Consider the following 18,343-nt stretch of genomic DNA (forward strand, 5'->3'; position numbering starts at 1 on the left):
CCTCCCGGGAATCCCGCAGATGACGGTGTTCGCCGGGGGCGTAGCGGCTCCGCCGGGTGCCGGGTGCCTCTCGCCGTCGGATGTGCGGTGCGTCGGCGGCTGCGGGTCCGTCGTGGCGTGTCGCGCCCTCGCGGCGGAGCCGCACATCGATGCAGCCCCGCGCCCCATGGGGCTGGTCAGTCCCCAGGTACGACGAACGGGCCCCCGGGGCGGAAGCCGTCCCAGGGGCCCGTCGTACGTGCCTTACAGGCGCCGCAGGGCCGGCTCAGCCCTCGGTCTTCTCCTCGGAGGTCTCCGACGCCTCGGCGGCCTCGGTCTCCGTCTCCTCGTCCTCGTCGTCCAGGTCGACGATCTCGCCGTTGGTGTCCTTCACCGTGGCGGCCTCGACCACGACGGCCAGGGCCTTGCCGCGGGCGACCTCGCCGACCAGGAGCGGCACCTGGCCACCCTCGACGACGGCCTGGGCGAACTGGTCGGGGGACATGCCGGAGGAGGCGGCGCGCCGCATGAGGTGCTCGGTGAGCTCCTCCTGGTTGACGTTCAGCTGCTCCTTCTTGACCAGCTCGTCGAGGACGAACTGGGTCTTGATGCCCTTGACCGCGGCCTCCCGGGTCTCGGTCTCGAACTCCTCGGCGGTCTTGCCCTGGATCTCCAGGTACTTCGCCAGGTCGAGGCCCATCTGGCCGAGCTGGTGGTGCTCCAGGTTGTGCTTGCGGGTGTTGACCTCGTCCTCGAGCAGCTTCTCGGGGACCGGGACCTCGACCAGCTCGAGGAGCTTCTCCAGGACGCGCTCCTGGGCCTGGGTGGCCTGGTCGAACTGCTTCATGTTGGCCAGGCGCTTGCGGCTGTCGGCCTTCAGCTCGTCCAGGGTGTCGAACTCGGAGGCGAGCTGCGCGAAGTCGTCGTCCAGCTCGGGGAGTTCGCGGGCGGCGACCTGGGTGACCTTGACGGTGACCTCGGACTCCTTGCCGGCCGCGGAGCCGCCCTTCAGCTCGGAGGTGAAGGTGGCCTCGCCACCGGCCTCCAGGCCCTTCACGGCGTCGTCGATGCCGTCGAGCAGCTCGCCGGAGCCGATGGTGTAGGAGACGCCGTTCGCGATGCCGTCCTCCAGCACCTCGCCGTCGACCTTGGCCTCCAGGTCGATGGTGACGACGTCGCCGTCCTCGGCGGCGCGCTCGACCGGGGAGGTGGAGGCGAAGCGCTCGCGGAGCTGCTCGACCGACTTCTCGACGTCCTCGTCGGTGACCTCGACGGCGTCGACCTCGACCTCGATGCCGGAGTAGTCCGGGATCTCCAGGGCGGGGCGGACGTCGACCTCGGCGGTGAAGTTCAGCGTCTCGCCGTCCTTCAGCTCCGTGATGTCGACCTCGGGCTGGCCCAGCGGGTCCAGCTCGGCCTCGTTGACCGCCTCGGTGTAGAACTTCGGGAGCGCGTCGTTGACGGCCTCCTCCAGCACCGCACCGCGGCCGAACCGCTGGTCGATGACCCGGGCCGGGATCTTGCCCTTGCGGAAGCCCTTCACCGTGACCTGCTGGTTGATCTTCTTGTACGCCGCGTCGAGGCTGTCCTTGAGCTCCTCGAAGGGCACCTCGACAGTGAGCCGAACCCGGGTCGGGTTCAGGGTCTCCACGGCGCTCTTCACGGTTCGGTCTCCTTGTGGCTGACTTCTTGGTTTCTGCCGGAGCCAGACAGGTCCGGCGGATTCGTCGCCCGGAGGAGTACGTAGGCCATGGGGCCGGGACACACGGGCGCGCAGCTTGCATAGTAACCGCAGCCGGTCAGCGCCCCAAAAGGCGATCATCGCGACGGATCGTCACGACGCCGTGAGCCGGTGGTCGGGGTGGCGGGATTTGAACCCACGGCCTTCCGCTCCCAAAGCGGACGCGCTACCAAGCTGCGCCACACCCCGTCTGGTGCGACACGTAGGGTACATGCCCCAGCCGCCCGCGTCGGCCGCATTCTCCGGGGCGGCGCACGGGAGGGCCCAGGGTGGCTCGCGCAGGGCCGGCGGAGCGCCGGAGCGGAAGCCGTTGGCCTCGGCGCCGGGCGACCCGCTACGATGCCTCCAGTGCCGAGGTCACCGACCTGCGGCGCACGCTTGCGGGCGTAGCTCAATGGTAGAGCCCTAGTCTTCCAAACTAGCTACGCGGGTTCGATTCCCGTCGCCCGCTCTGTATGCCGAAGGCCCAGGTGAGAGGACGTCCTCCTCTTCCCTGGGCCTTCGCTTGTCCCGGGGCCGCTCAGAACTTGATCGAGTTGATGGACTGCGCTATCGAGTCCAGGAACCGCGTGATGGAGGGGGCCATGCCGGTGGAGGCCAGGAAGAAGCCGAACAGTACGGCGACGATGGCGGGACCCGCCTTGATGTTGCCCCCGCGGATCAGCACCACCAGGACGACCGCCAACAGCAACACCACAGACAGTGAAATGGCCACAACTGATCACACCCTAGGTCGGTCCGCTCTCCCGGCCCGGAGGTACGGCCCGCACCCCCGCCAGAACCATCGTGCCACCAACCGGGGCACGCTATGCGGCCCATGACGGAACGTCGGGGATACATCAGGGGCGGGACGCCGGATACCGGACGGGTTCGAGCGAAGCGACGCCTGGCAATTAGGCCACCGCAACCGGAGCGACTCCCCCGGTAATTACGCCACTTCGTTTCCACCTCCACACATCCTGTGCGCAGGTAATTCGAATTGATCGCACAGAGCAGCAATATGCCCCATTTAGTGGGTATGAATGGGGACATCTCGGGTGAATCGGCGATCCAAGTGCATGTAAATCATGGGACATTCGAAGACATTAACGAGGAATGACCGGGCGGGTTTTACGAAATTCCGCGGCCGAGGCTAGGGTGCCTCAGATGTTCGACGCCGCTTCGCCTCTCGGTCACTTCCGCAGGGCACTTCCTCCGTCGCGCGTGCCGGCGGACGGGGTGCCCGGTCCGCGTACCCCGGCCGGTGCGCGGGAGCGGCAGCCTCCGGCCGGCAGACCGGGCGCATCGCGCGACGCGTTCTTCGACAACGTCAAGTACCTGGCGATCGTGCTGGTGGCCGCGGGCCACTGCTGGGCGCCGCTCAAGGGCGACAGCCGCGTCCTCGAAGGCCTCTACAACGTCGTGTACACCTTCCACATGCCGGCGTTCGTCATCATCTCCGGCTACTTCTCGCGCAGCTTCGACATGCGCCCCGACCGGCTGAAGCGCCTGGTCACCGGGATCGCCGTGCCGTATGTCGTGTTCCAGACGGCGTATCTGCTGTTCCGGCGCTTCGTCGGCCACTCCCCCGAGCCGTTCGACCTCGTCTCCCCCTGGTACCTGACGTGGTTCCTGTGCGCGCTGTTCGTCTGGCGCCTGAGCAGCCCCCTGTGGAAACTGGTGCGCCGGCCCGTGCCGGTCGCGCTCGGGATCGCCATGGTCGGCTCGGTCTCCATGGGCACCGGGGGCGCCCTGGACTTCGGGCGCGTCCTGCAGTTCCTGCCCTTCTTCGTGCTGGGCCTGAGGCTGGAACCCGAGCACTTCACCGTGCTGCGCCGCAGGTGGGTGCGGATCGCGTCGGTGCCGGTGGCCGCGGTGGCGCTGGCGGTCGGCTGGTGGAGCGCGCCGCGGCTGGACGACAACTGGTTCTACCGGGAGAGCGCCGCGCAGAAGCTGGGCGCGCCGTGGTGGACCGGCCCGCTCATGACGCTGGCGCTGTTCGCCTGTGCGCTGCTGCTGACCGCCGTCTTCTTCGCGTGGGTGCCACGGCGCAGGACGTGGTTCACCGCGCTCGGCGCGGGCACCCTGTACGGCTACCTGCTGCACGGCTTCGTGGTGAAGACCGCCACCTACGGCGGCTGGTTCGACCACGCCTGGCTGCACGGCCCGCTCGGCGAGATCCTCGTGACGCTGCTGGCGGGCGCCGTCGTCACGCTCCTGTGCACCAAGCCGGTCCAGCGGGTCTTCCGCTTCGCGATGGAGCCGAGGATGGGGTGGGCGTTCCGCCAGGACGCGGCAGAACTCGCCCGCGAGCTGGAGAAGAAGGCCGCGGTCCGGGAGTCGGTCACCGCCTAGCTGCCCGGCTCACGCTTCGCCTCCCTCTTCACCTCTCCCTTCGTCTCGCTCTTCGCCGAGGCCGAGCAGCGCGCGCATCCGCGCGTACTTCTCGGTCAGCCGGCTGCGGGTCGGCTCGGCCAGGACCGCGAGGCGTTCCGGGTCGGCGTTGTGCGCCAGGTCGGCCTCCTTCACCAGGCGTGCGCCCGGGGTGGCGAGAATCCGCCGCGCGTACGCCGCCGGCTCCTCCCCCGCCCGCTTGGTGAGGGCGTCGACGACTGCCTTGGTGCGCTCGGTCAGGGCGGCGGCCGCCAGCCACTCCCGGCTGAGCGCGTCGTCCTCGACGGCGTCGTGCAGCCAGGCCGCCGCGATCTGCTCCGCATCCCCGCCGCGGACGCGCACGCCCTCGGCGACGGCGGCGAGGTGCCCGGCGTACGGCCGTCCCGCCTTGTCGGTCTGCCCCGCGTGAGCGGCCCGCGCCAGAGCCTCCACCTCGGCGAGCGTCAGCAGGGGCGCGGGAGCGGGCGTCGGCTCGGGCACGGGCACGGGCACGGATGACGAGGAGGGCGTGGACTGTGTCATCGCCCCAGTGTGCCGCGTACCCGATGCGCACGGGCCCCTGCCCGATGCCCCGCGCTGCCGTCGAACGCGGTACCGGGTCACCCACGTGTCCGGAGCAGCCGTCCGCACGTCTCCCGCCCGACGTCCTCCGTGCCCCGCCGACGGGGGCACCCGGGCACAGGACGGATCAGTGGGACGGCGTCGGTGCCGAGGGTGTCGACTGGCGGCAGATCAGGAGCAGGGCCCGGTCGTCGTTGACGTCCTTGGCCACGGCTTCGATCAGATGCCAGGCGGCGCCGTGGAAGCCGCCGGCGACGTAGCGGTCGGCCTCGCCGGTGAGGCGGTCCATGCCCTCGACGATGTCCCGGTCGGAGGTCTCCACCAGGCCGTCGGTGAAGAGCATCAGGACGTCGCCCGGGCGCAGCGAGCCCTTCACGGGGTCGAACTGCGCGCCGTCGTACACCCCGAGCAGCGGGCCCTCGGCGGCCTTCTCCTCCCAGCGGCCGCTGCCCGCGCTGAGCTGGAGGCCAGGCGGATGGCCGGCGGTGTAGAGCTCGTAGTCCCCGGAGTCGAGGTCGAGGACGAGGTGGATGGAGGTGGCGAAGCCCTCGTCCCAGTCCTGGCGGAGGAGGTAGCCGTTCGCGGCGGGGAGGAAGGCGTGCGGGGGCAGGGAGCCGAGGAGGCCGCCGAAGGCGCCCGACAGGAGGAGGGCGCGCGAGCCCGCGTCCATGCCCTTGCCGGAGACGTCCGTGAGCACGACCTCCAGGGTGCGGCCGCCGTTCGTACGGGCCGCGACGACGAAGTCGCCGGAGAAGGACTGCCCGCCGGCCGGCCGCAGCGCCATCTCGTTGTGCCAGCCCTGCGGCAGCTTCGGCAGTTTGCTCTGTACCCGGATCCGCTCGCGCAGGTCGAACAGCATGGTGCCGCCGCGCCGCCAGGGCACGCCGACCCGGCTGCGGAACTGGGCCGTGAGCAGGCCGAAGAAGCCGCAGGCCGCGACCACCAGGACCACTCCCGGGGTGACACGTGACGGCCCCTCCGTGTACGGGCCCAGGCGGACCGACTCCACGATCAGGGCGGTCGCCCCGGCCGCGTAGAGTCCGAGCAGGCTCGCCGGGCGCAGCAGCAGGCCGCCCGCGACGATCGGCAGCACCAGCGTGGCCGGGGAGCACCACACCGAGTCGACCAGGGTCATGGCCATGAGGACCGGGATGGTCAGCAGCAGTCCGGCGAACGCGATCCAGTCCGAGCCGTCGCCGCGGAAGTAGTCCACGGCGCTTCTGCGCAGGCCGGTGCGGACCCGGTGCCACTGCATCTTCCACCGGGCCGTGAACGTCTCGGCCTTCGCGCGCCGCTGTCGTCCTGCTGCCATTAGTTCGCGACCCTATCCATCGGACCGGTTGCTTGGCACGGGAGGTCCCACTTGTCCCCCCTCCGGGGCTTCTCCGGGGCTCGTCCGGTGCTCTTCCGGGGCTCCTGCGCGCAGTTGGTCCTCACAGTGAACGGCACGCGCGGCCGCCGCGCTCCCACCCCGGGCAAATTCGCTGGCTCGGGCCGGGCCGCCTTGATAGGCATGGGCCATGGGGACAGAGCGGACAGATCGCGCGACCGAGTTGACGGTGCTGCGGCCGGAGGACTTCGACCGCTGGTGGGGCGGGCTGGTGCGGGCCTTCGGCGGCGTCGCCGCGGCCGAGGAGCGCGAACTGGACCGTTCCCTCACGGAGTTCGACCGCTCGCTGGCCGCCCTGGACGGGGACGAGATCGTCGGGACGGCCGGGGCGTTCAGCTTCCGGATGACCGTGCCGGGCGGCGCCCAGGTCCCGGCGGCCGGCGTGACCATGGTGAGCGTGGCGGCCACGCACCGGCGGCGCGGGGTGCTGACCTCGATGATGCGCCGGCAGCTGGAGGACGTGCGGGCGCTGGGCGAGCCCCTGGCGGTGCTGTTCGCGTCCGAACCGGCCATCTACGGCCGCTTCGGCTACGGCGCGGCGGCCTCCCAGCTGACGGCCGAGATCGACACGAGCCGGGTCTCGCTCGCGCTGCCCGCCGGCGCGGACGACGTGCGGGTGCGGTACGCGGAGCCCGCCGACGTGCTCGACGCGTGCGAGGCGGTGTACGCGGCCCTGGTGCCGGGCCGGCCCGGGATGCTGGCCCGGCAGCCGGGCTGGGAGCGGGTGGGTCTGCTGGACCCGGAGAGCGAGCGGGAGGGCGCGTCGGCGCTGGGGTGCGTGGTCGCGGAGCGGGACGGCGAGGTCACCGGATACGCCCGCTACCGCACCAAGCTCGGCTGGGGGCCGGACGGGCACGACGGCACGGTGAAGCTGGAGGACCTGGCCGCGCTGGATCCCGCGACGGACGCGGCGCTGTGGCGCTTCCTGTTCGGCATCGACCTGATGTCGACGCTGAGCCTGCACGGACGCCCCGTGGACGACGCCTGGCAGTACCTGGTGAGCGACATCCGCCGCTGCCGCCCGCGGCTGCGGGACTCCGGTCACGTCCGCCTGGTCGATGTCGCCGCGGCCCTCGCCGCCCGCACGTACCAGACCCCGGTGGACGTCGTGCTCGACGTCGAGGACGCCTTCTGCCCGTGGAACGCGGGCCGGCTGCGGCTCACCGGCGACCCGAAGGGCGCGTCCTGCGAGCGGACCACGGACGCGGCCGATCTCGCCCTGTCGGTACGGGAGTTGGGGGCGTCCTACCTCGGCGGGGTGAGCCTGCTGTCGCTCGCGCGCGCCGGGCGGGTGGCGGAGCTGCGGCCGGGGGCGCTCACGGAGGCGTCGGTGGCGTTCGGCTCACCGGTGCCGCCGTGGCTGCCGCACGGCTTCTGACGCCGCAGCCCGGTTCAGGGCTTCTGGCAGGTGGGGCACCAGAAGAGGTTGCGGGCGGCGAGGCCGGCCGTGCGGATCTCGTCGCCGCAGATGTGGCAGGCCTGGGTGGCGCGGCGGTAGACGTACACCTCGCCGCCGTGGTCGTCCACGCGCGGCGGGCGGCCCATGGCCTCGGGGGTGTGCTCGGGCCGGACGGTGTCGATGCGGTTGTTCCGCACGCCTTCGCGCATCAGCGCGACGAGGTCGCCCCAGACGGCGTCCCACTGCGCCGGGGTGATGTCCCGGCCCGCCCGGTACGGGTCGATGCCGTGCCGGAAGAGGACCTCGGCGCGGTAGACGTTGCCCACGCCCGCGACGATCTTCTGGTCCATGAGCAGGGCGGCGATCGTCGTGCGGCTGCGGGAGACGCGGCGGTACACCGCGCTCGGGTCGGCGTCCGCGCGCAGCGGGTCGGGGCCGAGGCGGTCGTGCACGGCGGCCTTCTCGGCGTCCGTGATCAGCGCACACGTGGTCGGCCCGCGCAGGTCGACGTAGGCGGTGTCGTTGACGAGCCGGAGCCGGACGGTGTCGGCCGGCGGGGGTGCGGGGGCGTCGCCGAAGCCGACCTTGCCGAAGAGTCCGAGGTGGATGTGGACCCAGTCGGTGTCCCGGAAGCGGAGGAAGAGGTGCTTGCCGTGGGCCTCGGTGGCCGTCAGCGTGGCTCTGTCCAGAAGGGCGGCGGCGTCGGAGAACTTGCCCTGGGGGCTGGTCACCCGCGGGGCGGTGCCCCGGAAACGCTCGGCGTAGTCCTGGGCCAGCCGGTGAATGGTGTGCCCTTCCGGCAAGGCTGAGCTGTCCTTTCAGGCAGGACGGAGGGCCGGGGGCGCGGAGCCCCCGGGGTCCCTACTGCTGGGGGTGGTGGGCCGGGATCGGGGGCAGGTCGCCGGTCGTCTCGTAGGCCGACAGCATGTCGATGCGGCGGATGTGGCGCTCGTCACCCGAGAAGGGGGTGCCGAGGAAGGTCTCGACGAACTTCGTCGCCTCGTCCTGCGTGTGCATGCGCGCGCCCACGGCCACCACGTTGGCGTTGTTGTGCTGGCGGCCCAGCGACGCGGTCTCCTCGCTCCAGGCCAGCGCCGCCCGCACGCCCTTGACCTTGTTCGCGGCGATCTGCTCACCGTTGCCGGAGCCGCCGATCACGATGCCGAGGGCCTCGGGGTCCGCGGCCGTACGCTCCGCGGCGCGGAGGCAGAAGGGCGGGTAGTCGTCCTGGGCGTCGTAGATGTGCGGCCCGCAGTCGACGGGCTCGTGCCCCGCCGCCTCGAGCCAGTCGACGAGGTGGTTCTTGAGTTCGTAGCCCGCATGGTCGGAGCCGAGGTACACGCGCATGCCACGAGTGTGACATGACCCATGCGACGCAGCAGCCCCGGGTGCCGGGGGCCCGACGGGCCCCGGAGGGGACCCGAACCCGACCGGATCGCGACCCCGACCCGACCTGAACCCGACCCCCGCTCAGTCCGAAATATGTGAGCGAAGCCATAGAACCTCAAGGGAACCTCAAGTAACGATCCCGTTTCGGAGGTTCCCGAATCCGTTCGCCTCCGATTCACTGGTCCGACTCGTACACCGCTCGTGCGAATTTGCTCCACACCTGGCGTAAAGGAAACCGTCCATGACCCCTGGTTCGGGACTCCAAGCAGGACTCAAGAACCGCCACCTGACGATGATCGCGATCGGTGGCGTCATCGGGGCCGGCCTCTTCGTCGGCTCCAGCTCCGGTATCGCGACCGCGGGACCCGGCATCCTCCTGTCGTACGCGCTCGTCGGCACCCTCGTCGTCCTCGTGATGCGGATGCTGGGCGAGATGTCCGCGGCGAACCCCACCTCCGGCTCCTTCTCCGCGCACGCCGACCGTGCGCTGGGCCGCTGGGCCGGCTTCTCCATCGGCTGGCTCTACTGGTTCTTCTGGGTCGTCGTGCTGGCCGTCGAGGGCACCGCGGGCGCCAAGATCCTCGCGGGCTGGGTGCCGGCCGTACCGCAGTGGGGCTGGGCGCTCATCGTGATGGCCGTGCTGACCGCGACCAACCTGGTCTCCGTCGGCTCCTACGGCGAGTTCGAGTTCTGGTTCGCCGGCATCAAGGTCGTGGCGATCGGCGCGTTCATCGTCATCGGCCTGCTGGCCGTGTTCGGCGTCCTGCCGGGCGTGCACACCGACAAGGCGTCCTTCGGGAACCTCACCAGCCACGGCGGCTTCCTGCCGCACGGCCCGGGCACGATCCTCACCGGTGTGCTGCTGGTCGTCTTCTCGTTCATGGGCAGCGAGATCGCCACCCTGGCGGCCGGGGAGTCGGAGAACCCGCAGCGCGCGGTCACCCAGGCCACCAACAGCATCATCTGGCGTATCGGCGTCTTCTACCTCGGCTCGATCCTCGTCGTGGTCTCGCTGCTGCCGTGGAACGACCCGTCCCTCGAGAAGCAGGGCTCGTACGTCGCCGCGCTGAACTCCCTCGGGATCGCGCACGCCGGCGAGATCATGAACGTCGTCGTGCTGACGGCGGTGCTGTCCTGTCTCAACTCCGGCCTGTACACCGCCTCCCGCATGGCGTTCTCGCTGGGCGAGCGCGGTGACGCGCCGAAGGCGTTCGCCCGCACCACCGCGCGCGGTGTGCCGATGGCGGCGATCCTGGCGTCGGTCGTCTTCGGCTTCGTGGCGGTCTTCTTCAACTACGCCTACCCGGACACCGTCTTCCTCTTCCTCGTCAACTCCTCGGGTGCGGTGGCCCTGTTCGTCTGGCTGGTCATCTGCTTCTCGCAGCTGCGGATGCGCAGGATCATCCAGCGGGAGGCGCCGGACAAGCTCGTCGTGAAGATGTGGCTGTATCCGTACCTGACCTGGGTGACGGCCGGCTTCATCGTCTTCGTCCTCGGCTACATGCTGACCGACACCAAGGGCGAGAGCAGCGGCCGTACCACCGTGCTGCTGTCGTTGGGCGTGGCGGCGCTCGTGGTCGTCATCGCCGTGGTGAAGCAGAAGGTCGAGGCGGGCCGCGTCCCGGCCGCCGCCGTCGAGGAGGCCGAGAAGGTCACCACCGGCTGACGCCCCGCGCGAGGATCCGGTACATGGCCGCATGACCTGACGCCACCTGTCAGGTCATGCGGCCACACCGCGTTCCATGACCAACACCGCCTCCGCCTTCCTCCGCCCCGGCGACCGGGGCTACGACGACGAACTCGCCGGTTTCCTGCTCGGTTTCGCCCAGCGGCCCGCGCTGATCGCCCCCGCCCGCTCGGCGGCCGACGTCGTGGCCGCCGTACGCCACGCGGCCGCGCACGGCATGCCCGTGGGCGTCCAGGCGACCGGGCACGGGCTGCCCGGCGGGTACGAGGGCGGGCCGCTGGTGACGACACGGCACATGGACGGGCTGACCGTCGACCCCGCGGCCCGTACCGTCCGGGTGCGGGCCGGGGTGCGCTGAGGGCAGGTGGTCACGGCGGCCGAACCGTACGGGCTGGCGCCGTTGGGGGCACCTCCCACGCTTCAGGCAGTGGGGGAGGGTCGGCGCCGAGCGTGGGCGCGGTGTCGTACACCCTCGGCGGCGGGCTCGGCATCCTGGCGCGGGAGTTCGGTTGCGCGGCCGGCCATGTGCGCCGGCTGGAGGTCGCCACCGCCGACGGCGAGGTGCGCCGGGTCACCCCTGAGGCTGACCCCGAGCTGTACCGGGCGCTGCTGGGCGCCGGGCAGAACCTCGGCATCGTCACCGAGCTGGAGATCGGGCTCGTCCCGGTGCGCGCCCTGTACGGCGGTTCGCTCGCCTTCGACGGCCGGGTGGTGGACCCGGCGGCCCCGCTGCGGGCGTACGAGGCCTGGACCCGGACGGTGCCGGACGGGCTGACCTCGTCCTTCGCCGCCGTGCCCTACCCGGATCTGCCCGTACTGCCCCCGCACCTGCGCGGGACGTACGTCGTCTCGGTCCGGGTGGCCCACACCGGCGCCGACGGGGACGCCCTGGTCGCCCCGCTGCGGGAGATCGGGCCGGCGCTGTCGGACACGCTGCGCACGATGCCGTACGCCGAGAGCCACACCATCCACAGCGACCCGGACTTCCCGCACGCCTCCTACGGCGACAGCACGGTGCTGCGGGACCTCGACGTCGAGCGGGCCGGGGAGTTGCTGCGGGCGACGGGGCCCGGGGCGCCCGCGATGTGTGTCGTGCAGGTCAACCATCTGGGCGGGGCGCCGGCCCGGCCGGCGCCGAACGCCGTGCCGTGGCGCGAGGGACGGTTCCTGGCGCGGCTGCTGAGGGCCGGCGAGCGGGCGCGGGCGCTGCTGGACCCGGTGTTCGCGCTGCCGGCCGAGCACACCCTGGGGCGCTCGCTCAACTTCGCCTTCGGGGCGGGCGACCGGGGCGCGGGACTGTACGAACCGGAGACGCGAAAGAGGCTCGCCCGGGTGAAGGAGGACTACGACCCGGCGAACCTCTTCCGCAGGAACTACGGCGTCAGCGCTGCTTGTTGACGACCTTCCAGGCGGTGGGCAGCGCGCCCATCGCCAGGGCGGCCTTGAGGGCGTCGCCGATCAGGAACGGGGTGAGGCCGGCGGCGACGGCCTGGGAGAGGGAGAGGTGGGCGGCCAGGGCCAGGTAGGGCACGCCGACGGCGTAGATGACCGCCTCGCCGAGGACCATCGTGCCCGCCATGCGCAGCGGGGAGCGGTCGGCGCCGCGCCGGGCCAGGGCGCCGACGGCGGCCGAGGCGAGCAGCATGCCGAGGACGTAGCCGAAGGAGACCATGCCGGCACCGGAGGCGCCGTCCGCGAACCACGGCACCCCGGCCACACCGGCGAGCGCGTAGAGAGCGAGGGAGAGGAAGCCGCGGCGGGCGCCGAGCGCGGTGCCGACGAGCAGCGCGGCGAAGGTCTGGCCGGTCACCGGCACCGGGGAGTGCGGCACCGGGACGGCCACCTGGGCGGCGATGCCGGTGAGGACGGCGCCGCCGACGACGAGGGCCGCGTCGCGGACACGGGACGCCGGAAGCAGGTCGGCGAGGACGGCGCCGGGGCGGGCGAGGGCGGTGGCGGTGCTCATGGGGACTCCGCGGGTGAGTGGGCGGGCAGGCGGGAACATCGTGACGCTATACCGCGCCGCTCGCGTCGATCACCGTCATCGGTCGACAAAGGCCCCCGCCGGGCGTTGGTGGGCTCCGTACAAAGGATGTGGGTTACACCGGGTACGGCGTGATGCCGGTCACTGAGGTGGAGACGCCCGGCTCACTTCCGCACGGCGGACCGGGACTGTGGGTTCCCGCCAAAGCCCCGGCCGATACGCCGAGTCCCCGAAGCACCCGCGGGGCCCGTCTCGCCCGTCGGTCGTGCTCTGGGCAGCGCGGGGGCGTTTTGCTAGCTTCGCTCACATGGTTGCCCAGGCCCGGTACTTCACGTCGCGTCGCTACGTCGACCTGCGACGCCAGGGCGCGGCCACCTGTCGCCGCCCGGGTTAGGGCCTGCTCGGCACGCCCCGCCCTCCCGCGACGTGTCGGCCCCCGTTCCCGAGGACGGTCCTCCATGCCCCGTACCGCGGTGTCCACCCTCGACTCGCCCGTTCCGCACTCGCCCGTCCCGCGGGCCGCCGACAGCGACCGGCGGCGTACCAGCGCCAGTGTCGTCCTGCGGTCCGTGCTGGAGCACGGACCGGTGGCGCGCAGCACCGTCGCCCGGCTGACCGGGTTGTCGCCGGCGTCGGTGACCGAGCACTGCGCCCGGCTCGCCGGCCTCGGCCTGATCCGGGAGTCCGCCGCGCCGCGCCGCTCGAACGGGGTCGGCCGGCCGCATGTCCCCGTCGATCTGGACGACACCGGGTTCCTGGTCGGCGGGGTGCACGTGGCCGTGCCGTACACCACGGTCGCCCTGCTGGACCTGCGCGGCCGCGTGGTGGCCCGGCGCGAGCTGAAGCACGAACGCACCGAGCCCGGCCCGGTGTTGGCGCGGGCCGCCGAGGGGCTCGCGGGGCTGCTGGCCGGGGTGCCGGGCCGGCGGGCGCTCGGGGTCGGGGTGGCCGTCGGCGGCTGGGTGGACCGGGCGACGGGCACGGTGGTGGAGCACGAGCTGCTGGGCTGGCGGGAGGTGCCGGTGCGGGAGCTGCTCGGCGCGCGTACCGGGCTCCCGGTCCATGTGGACGGGCACGCGCGGGCGTTGGTGAACGGGGAGCGGCTGTTCGGGCGGGCCCGAGGCAGCGGGAGCGTGCTGCATCTGTTCGTGGGCAACGTGGTCGACGCGGCCTTCGCCACCCATGACGAGGTGCACCACGGGCCGCGTTCGGCGGCCGGGGCGATCGCGCATCTGCCGCTGCCGGGCGGCACCGAGCCCTGCCCGTGCGGCCGCACCGGCTGCCTCCAGGTGGAGCTGAGCGAGCGGACGCTGTGCCGGCGGGCCCGGGTGGCCGGGGTGACCGACTCGGTGAACCCGATGCACGTGGTGGCCGCGGCGACGGCCGGGGACGCGGTGGCCCGGCGGCTGCTGGTGGAGCGGGCCCGGATGACGGGGCGGGCGGCCGGGCTGCTGCTGGACGTGCTCAATCCGGAGACGGTCGTCGTCACCGAGGTCGGGGTCATCCACTTCGAGGACTGCCTCGCCGCCCTCAGAGAAGCGGCCGGAATACGTCGTACGGCGGCCGTTCTGCCGACGAGTTTCCCGGATTCCGTACTGGCCGTGGCCGGCGGTTCGGTGGCGCTGGACGTGCTGTTCCGCGATCCGCTGGGCGCGTCACCTGAGGGTATTTAATTCAGAAACTCGGAATGTTGACAGGGGGCGATCGTGGCCGGGAACATGCTGGTCATGGACCCGCTCAGGAGCTGTCGCACCCTCTGTTGCTGACACATTGCCACGCATGAAGCGCGTGTTTCCCGCTGCGTGAGCTTTCCCGTTGCCTGAGTCTTTCCCGTTCCGGCCTGCCTGCCCGGAATTCCTGCTGCGTTTCCCCCTTTTCCCCTGGGAGTTCTCCCATGCACCGTCGTGTCTTCCTCTCCTCCTTGCTGGGTGCGTCCGCAGCCGTGGCAGGCCTCAGCGGCTGCGCCAAGGGCGATGCCTCCGCCGACACCGAGGGCGCCGCCACCAGGCCCCTCGCCGACAAGGTCCCGGCCGGGACCAGCCTGAAGATCAGCGACTATCTGGGCCAGCAGCGGCTCCAGGCCCGGTTGGCGAAGCTGCCCGCGCCGCCCTTCACGGTGTCGGAGTGGCTGAACATCGGCGCCGGTCCGGATGTCATCAACGCCTTCCGCGCGGGGTCCCTCGACCTCGCGAACAACGCGGGCATTCCGCCGATCCAGGCGCACTACCAGGGCTACGACGCGAAGATCGTGGCGATCGACATCACCCGCAAGCCGAACTACCTCTTCGCCACCGGGCCCGGCAGCGACATCCGCACCGTCCACGACTTCAAGGCCAAACGGCTCGCCTTCTCACAGGGCCAGGCACAGGGCGTCGTCCTGCTGCGCGCGCTGAAGCAGGCCGGCCTGGCGTACGGCGACGTGAAGCTGGTCCCGCTGACCAGCAACCAGTTCTTCACCGCCCTGCAGTCCGGGCAGGTCGACGTGGCCCCGCTCGCCATCAGCCAGGCCCCCGCCTACCTGAAGCGGTACGGGCCCAAGGGCGCCCGCGCCGTCGACACGGACGTCGTCGACCTGCTGAACCTGCTGTGGGCCCCGCAGTCCGTGCTCAACGACCCCGCGAAGGCCGCCGCGGTCGCCGCCTACATCCCGCGGTGGGCCCAGGGCCAGGTGTGGACGTACGAGCACCCCGACGCGTGGAACGAGGAGTTCTACGTCAGGACCCAGAACCTGACCCTCCAGCAGGCGCAGGGCATCACCAGGCTGGCCAACAAGCCGCTGTTTCCGCCCCGTTGGGACGAGGCGATCAGGTGGGAGCAGGAGACCGCCGACCTGCTCGCCGAGGGCGGGTTCGTGAAGAAGTTCGACGTCTCCTCGCTCTTCGACCACCGCTTCGAGTCGATCGCCGCCAAGGCCGTACCCGAGGAGTACCGGAAATGACCGCCGTGACCACGACGACCGCCGTCCCGGCGGCCCAGGCCCAGGAACTCCCCCAGGTCCGGCGGCGCCGCCGGCTCTCCCCCGGCCGCCGGCTGCCCGCCGCCCGGCTGGTCGGCCCCCTGCTCGTCCTGGTGCTCTGGGCCGCCGCCTCCGCCGCCGGAACCCTCGACACGAGCGCCGTACCAGCGCCCTGGACGGTGCTGAGGACCGCCGGTCGTCTGTGGACCGACGGCACGCTGTCCACCGACGTCCTGACCTCCCTGAAGCGTGCCGCGTACGGCTTCGCGATCGGGCTCGCGGCGGGCGTGCTGCTCGCGCTCGCCGCCGGGCTCAGCCGGACCGGAGAAGCGCTGATCGACGGGACGGTGCAGCTCAACCGGGCGATCCCGACCCTCGGGCTGATCCCGCTGTTCATCCTCTGGCTGGGCATCGGAGAGACCTTCAAGGTCGCGATCATCGCGATCGTCGTCTACGTCCCGGTCTATCTGAACACGCATGCCGCGCTGGCCGGCATCGACAGCCGGTACGTCGAACTCGCCGAGGTGCAGGGCCTGTCGAGGCTCGCCTTCGTCCGCCAGGTGGTGATCCCCGGCGCGCTGCCCGGATTCTTCGTGGGACTCCGGCTCGGGGTGACCGGCTCCTGGCTGGGCCTGGTGGTGCTGGAGCAGATCAACGCCACCAGCGGCCTCGGCTACCTGATGTTCCAGGCGCAGAACTACGGCCAGACCGACGTGATCCTGGTCGGGCTCCTGATCTACGGCGTCTTCGGCCTGGTCTCCGACAGCGCGGTCCGACTCGTCGAACGGAGGGTGCTGTCATGGCGCCGCACACTGAGCAGCTGACCCGTCCCGCCGTACGGCTCGCGGGCCTGACCCGGTCGTTCGGCGGGCGCACCGTCCTCGACGGCATCGATCTCGAACTGCCCGCCGGACAGTTCACGGCCCTGCTCGGGCACAGCGGCTCGGGCAAGTCCACGCTGCTGCGGGCGATCGCGGGGCTGGACCACGGGGTCGCGGGCGGCGGGCGGCTCACGGCGCCGGAGCGGGTGTCGGTCGTCTTCCAGGACTCCCGGCTGCTGCCCTGGCGCCGGGTGCTGGACAACGTGCTGCTGGGCACCGACGGCAAGGACGCCGCCGAGCGGGGCCGGGCCGCCCTCGCGGAGGTCGGGCTGAAGGGGCGCGAGCGGGCCTGGCCGGGCGAGCTGTCCGGCGGCGAGTCCCAGCGGGCCGCGCTCGCCCGCTCCCTGGTCCGCGAGCCCGAACTGCTCCTGGCCGACGAGCCGTTCGGCGCGCTGGACGCGCTGACCCGGATCAGGATGCACGCCCTGCTGCGCGACCTGTGGCAGCGGCACCGGCCGTCCGTGCTGCTGGTCACCCACGACGTGGACGAGGCGATCGTGCTCGCCGACCGGGTCCTCGTCCTCGACCGGGGCCGCATCGGCCTCGACCTGACCATCGACCGCCCCCATCCGCGCTCGTACCGCGAGCCGGTCCTGGGCGAGTACCGCGAGCGGCTGCTGGCCGCCCTGGGCGTCACGGAGGACCACCAGTGACAGACAGAAGGCTCCACCTGAACGCGTTCCTGATGAACACCGGGCACCACGAGGCGTCGTGGCGGCTGCCGGAGAGCGACCCGTACGCACACGTCGACCTCCGGCACTACGTACGGCTCGCGCAGATCGCCGAGCGCGGCACCTTCGACTCGCTCTTCCTCGCCGACGGCCCCCAGCTGTGGGGCAATCTCGCGCAGCGCCCGGCCGGCGCCCTGGAACCGCTGACGCTGCTGACCGCGCTGGCGACGGCGACCGAACACATCGGCCTGATCGCCACCGCCTCCACCTCCTACAACTCCCCCTACAACCTGGCCCGGAAGTTCGCCTCGCTGGACATCGTCAGCGGCGGCCGGGCCGGGTGGAACATCGTCACCACGGCCGGAGCGGAGGCCGCGCGCAACTTCGGGCTCGACGCGGAGCCCGCGCACGCCGAGCGGTACGCCCGCGCCGCCGAGTTCCTCGACGTGGCGCTGAAGTTGTGGGACAGCTGGGAGGACGACGCGATCGTCGCCGACAAGGCGGCCGGCGTCTGGGGCGACGACAGCAAGATCCATCCGCCCGCGCACCAGGGCCCGTACTTCAGCGTCGCCGGCGCCCTCAACGTCCCGCGCTCGCCCCAGGGTTACCCCCTGCTCGTGCAGGCGGGGTCGAGCGAGGACGGCAAGGCGTTCGCGGCCCGGTACGCGGAGGCGGTCTTCACCGCGCAGCAGACCCTCGCCGACGCGCAGGCCTTCTACGCCGACCTCAAGTCCCGGACGGAGCGGGCGGGCCGCGACCCCGGACACATCAAGGTGCTGCCCGGGATCGTGCCCGTCCTCGGCCCGACGGAGGCGCAGGCGCGGGCGGCCGAGCGGCTGCTGGAGGACCACATCGTGTACGACCACGGGGTGGCCCGGCTGGAGAACCTGCTGGGACTCCCCGCCGGGGCGCTGGAGCTGGATGCCGGACTCCCCGCCGATCTGCCGCCCGAGTCGGCCATCGAGGGTGCCAGGAGCCGCTACACGCTCGTGGTCGAACTGGCCCGGCGCGAGCGGCTCACCGTCCGGCAGCTGATCGGACGGCTCGGCGGCGGGCGCGGGCACCTCACCTTCGCCGGCACGCCCGAGCAGGTCGCCGACCGGATCGAGACCTGGTTCACGCAGGGCGCCGCCGACGGCTTCAACATCATGCCCCCGGTGCTGCCCTCCGGCCTGGACGCCTTCGTCGAGCACGTCGTACCGATCCTGCGCGCCCGAGGTCTGTTCCGCGGCGAATACGGCCCCCGGCAGACCCTCCGTGAGCGCTACGGCCTGCCCCGCCCCGCCAATCAGTACCTGACCCCCGCCCCCGCCCTCGCCTGACATCCGAAAG

The 18,343-nt window shown here is 71.9% G+C and carries 15 protein-coding genes, 2 tRNA genes and 1 pseudogene; 10 read left to right on the forward strand and 8 right to left on the reverse strand.

Annotated elements, in window-relative coordinates; all coding sequences use genetic code 11:
• Positions 1–265: 265 nt before the first annotated feature.
• Together tig and BIV23_RS33700 are read right to left on the reverse strand one after the other, a co-directional pair.
• On the reverse strand, positions 266–1,642 hold the full coding sequence (gene tig / locus BIV23_RS33695; protein WP_071384782.1) for a trigger factor: 1,377 nt from the start codon (positions 1,640–1,642) through the stop codon (positions 266–268).
• Positions 1,643–1,832: 190 nt separating this feature from the next.
• Positions 1,833–1,909 (reverse strand) — tRNA-Pro (locus BIV23_RS33700).
• Positions 1,910–2,100: 191 nt separating this feature from the next.
• Here BIV23_RS33700 and BIV23_RS33705 point away from each other — a divergent pair.
• Positions 2,101–2,171: transfer RNA gene (locus BIV23_RS33705), tRNA-Gly, on the forward strand.
• 69 nt (positions 2,172–2,240) lie between these two features.
• On the opposite strand, the gene BIV23_RS33710 is transcribed toward BIV23_RS33705, so the two are convergent.
• Positions 2,241–2,435, reverse strand: a complete 195-nt coding sequence (locus BIV23_RS33710) for a hypothetical protein (protein ID WP_071384783.1) — start codon at positions 2,433–2,435, stop codon at positions 2,241–2,243.
• Positions 2,436–2,866: 431 nt separating this feature from the next.
• Here BIV23_RS33710 and BIV23_RS33715 point away from each other — a divergent pair, with 431 nt between their 5' ends.
• A complete protein-coding gene (locus BIV23_RS33715; RefSeq protein ID WP_107471347.1) occupies positions 2,867–4,054 on the forward strand; it encodes an acyltransferase family protein in 1,188 nt (395 codons plus the stop codon).
• A gap of 9 nt (positions 4,055–4,063) precedes the next feature.
• On the opposite strand, the gene BIV23_RS33720 is transcribed toward BIV23_RS33715, so the two are convergent.
• The gene (locus tag BIV23_RS33720; protein WP_079173579.1) at positions 4,064–4,615 is read right to left on the reverse strand and encodes an HD domain-containing protein; all 552 of its coding nucleotides are present in this window, start codon (positions 4,613–4,615) and stop codon (positions 4,064–4,066) included.
• A 166-nt stretch (positions 4,616–4,781) separates the two neighbouring features.
• Positions 4,782–5,966: a PP2C family protein-serine/threonine phosphatase gene (locus tag BIV23_RS33725; protein ID WP_071384784.1), complete on the reverse strand. Its 1,185-nt coding sequence runs from the start codon at positions 5,964–5,966 to the stop codon at positions 4,782–4,784.
• Between the two features lie 208 nt (positions 5,967–6,174).
• On the opposite strand from BIV23_RS33725, the gene BIV23_RS33730 reads away from it, so the two are divergent.
• The gene (locus BIV23_RS33730) at positions 6,175–7,422 is read left to right on the forward strand and encodes a GNAT family N-acetyltransferase (protein ID WP_071384785.1); all 1,248 of its coding nucleotides are present in this window, start codon (positions 6,175–6,177) and stop codon (positions 7,420–7,422) included.
• Between the two features lie 14 nt (positions 7,423–7,436).
• Here BIV23_RS33730 and BIV23_RS33735 read toward each other — a convergent pair whose 3' ends face one another.
• Positions 7,437–8,246: an Fpg/Nei family DNA glycosylase gene (locus BIV23_RS33735; RefSeq protein WP_071384786.1), complete on the reverse strand. Its 810-nt coding sequence runs from the start codon at positions 8,244–8,246 to the stop codon at positions 7,437–7,439.
• A 58-nt stretch (positions 8,247–8,304) separates the two neighbouring features.
• A complete protein-coding gene (locus BIV23_RS33740) occupies positions 8,305–8,790 on the reverse strand; it encodes a ribose-5-phosphate isomerase (RefSeq protein ID WP_071384787.1) in 486 nt (161 codons plus the stop codon).
• Positions 8,791–9,073: 283 nt separating this feature from the next.
• On the opposite strand from BIV23_RS33740, the gene BIV23_RS33745 reads away from it, so the two are divergent.
• Together BIV23_RS33745 and BIV23_RS33750 are read left to right on the forward strand one after the other, a co-directional pair.
• Entirely contained in the window at positions 9,074–10,498 is a 1,425-nt protein-coding gene (locus BIV23_RS33745) for an amino acid permease (protein ID WP_071384788.1), read from the forward strand.
• Positions 10,499–10,574: 76 nt separating this feature from the next.
• Positions 10,575–11,917 (forward strand): annotated as a pseudogene (locus BIV23_RS33750) (FAD-binding oxidoreductase).
• On the opposite strand, the gene BIV23_RS33755 reads toward BIV23_RS33750, so the two are convergent.
• The gene (locus BIV23_RS33755; RefSeq protein WP_071384789.1) at positions 11,901–12,485 is read right to left on the reverse strand and encodes a biotin transporter BioY; all 585 of its coding nucleotides are present in this window, start codon (positions 12,483–12,485) and stop codon (positions 11,901–11,903) included. The pseudogene BIV23_RS33750 and the gene BIV23_RS33755 sit on opposite strands and share 17 nt — an antisense overlap.
• A gap of 476 nt (positions 12,486–12,961) precedes the next feature.
• On the opposite strand from BIV23_RS33755, the gene BIV23_RS33760 reads away from it, so the two are divergent.
• The 5 genes from BIV23_RS33760 to BIV23_RS33780 all read left to right on the forward strand — a co-directional run bounded on the left by BIV23_RS33760 (position 12,962) and on the right by BIV23_RS33780 (position 18,333).
• The gene (locus BIV23_RS33760; protein ID WP_071384790.1) at positions 12,962–14,176 is read left to right on the forward strand and encodes an ROK family protein; all 1,215 of its coding nucleotides are present in this window, start codon (positions 12,962–12,964) and stop codon (positions 14,174–14,176) included.
• A gap of 221 nt (positions 14,177–14,397) precedes the next feature.
• Positions 14,398–15,441, forward strand: coding sequence for an ABC transporter substrate-binding protein (locus BIV23_RS33765; protein WP_071384791.1), 1,044 nt, complete (start codon positions 14,398–14,400; stop codon positions 15,439–15,441).
• Entirely contained in the window at positions 15,438–16,283 is an 846-nt protein-coding gene (locus BIV23_RS33770; protein WP_071384792.1) for an ABC transporter permease, read from the forward strand. The genes BIV23_RS33765 and BIV23_RS33770 overlap by 4 nt, the downstream gene beginning before the upstream one ends.
• Positions 16,259–16,993 carry an ABC transporter ATP-binding protein gene (locus BIV23_RS33775; protein ID WP_071384793.1) on the forward strand — a complete coding sequence of 245 codons (735 nt, stop codon included), beginning with the start codon at positions 16,259–16,261 and terminating at the stop codon, positions 16,991–16,993. Before BIV23_RS33770 ends, BIV23_RS33775 begins: the two co-directional genes overlap by 25 nt.
• Entirely contained in the window at positions 16,990–18,333 is a 1,344-nt protein-coding gene (locus BIV23_RS33780; RefSeq protein WP_107471348.1) for an LLM class flavin-dependent oxidoreductase, read from the forward strand. Before BIV23_RS33775 ends, BIV23_RS33780 begins: the two co-directional genes overlap by 4 nt.
• Positions 18,334–18,343: the final 10 nt, after the last annotated feature.

The organism is Streptomyces monashensis (assembly GCF_001866665.1).
GTDB classification, from domain to species: Bacteria; Actinomycetota; Actinomycetes; order Streptomycetales; family Streptomycetaceae; genus Streptomyces; species Streptomyces monashensis.

Bases quoted from the DNA above. Each gene is read 5' to 3' on its own strand.
- BIV23_RS33725 (WP_071384784.1), bottom strand. From the start codon at position 5,966: ATGGCAGCAGGACGACAGCGGCGCGCGAAGGCCGAGACGTTCACGGCC.
- BIV23_RS33755 (WP_071384789.1), bottom strand. From the start codon at position 12,485: ATGAGCACCGCCACCGCCCTCGCCCGCCCCGGCGCCGTCCTCGCCGAC.
- BIV23_RS33740 (WP_071384787.1), bottom strand. From the start codon at position 8,790: ATGCGCGTGTACCTCGGCTCCGACCATGCGGGCTACGAACTCAAGAAC.
- BIV23_RS33765 (WP_071384791.1), top strand. From the start codon at position 14,398: ATGCACCGTCGTGTCTTCCTCTCCTCCTTGCTGGGTGCGTCCGCAGCC.
- BIV23_RS33720 (WP_079173579.1), bottom strand. From the start codon at position 4,615: ATGACACAGTCCACGCCCTCCTCGTCATCCGTGCCCGTGCCCGTGCCC.
- BIV23_RS33775 (WP_071384793.1), top strand. From the start codon at position 16,259: ATGGCGCCGCACACTGAGCAGCTGACCCGTCCCGCCGTACGGCTCGCG.
- BIV23_RS33760 (WP_071384790.1), top strand. From the start codon at position 12,962: ATGCCCCGTACCGCGGTGTCCACCCTCGACTCGCCCGTTCCGCACTCG.
- BIV23_RS33715 (WP_107471347.1), top strand. From the start codon at position 2,867: ATGTTCGACGCCGCTTCGCCTCTCGGTCACTTCCGCAGGGCACTTCCT.
- BIV23_RS33745 (WP_071384788.1), top strand. From the start codon at position 9,074: ATGACCCCTGGTTCGGGACTCCAAGCAGGACTCAAGAACCGCCACCTG.
- BIV23_RS33730 (WP_071384785.1), top strand. From the start codon at position 6,175: ATGGGGACAGAGCGGACAGATCGCGCGACCGAGTTGACGGTGCTGCGG.
- BIV23_RS33770 (WP_071384792.1), top strand. From the start codon at position 15,438: ATGACCGCCGTGACCACGACGACCGCCGTCCCGGCGGCCCAGGCCCAG.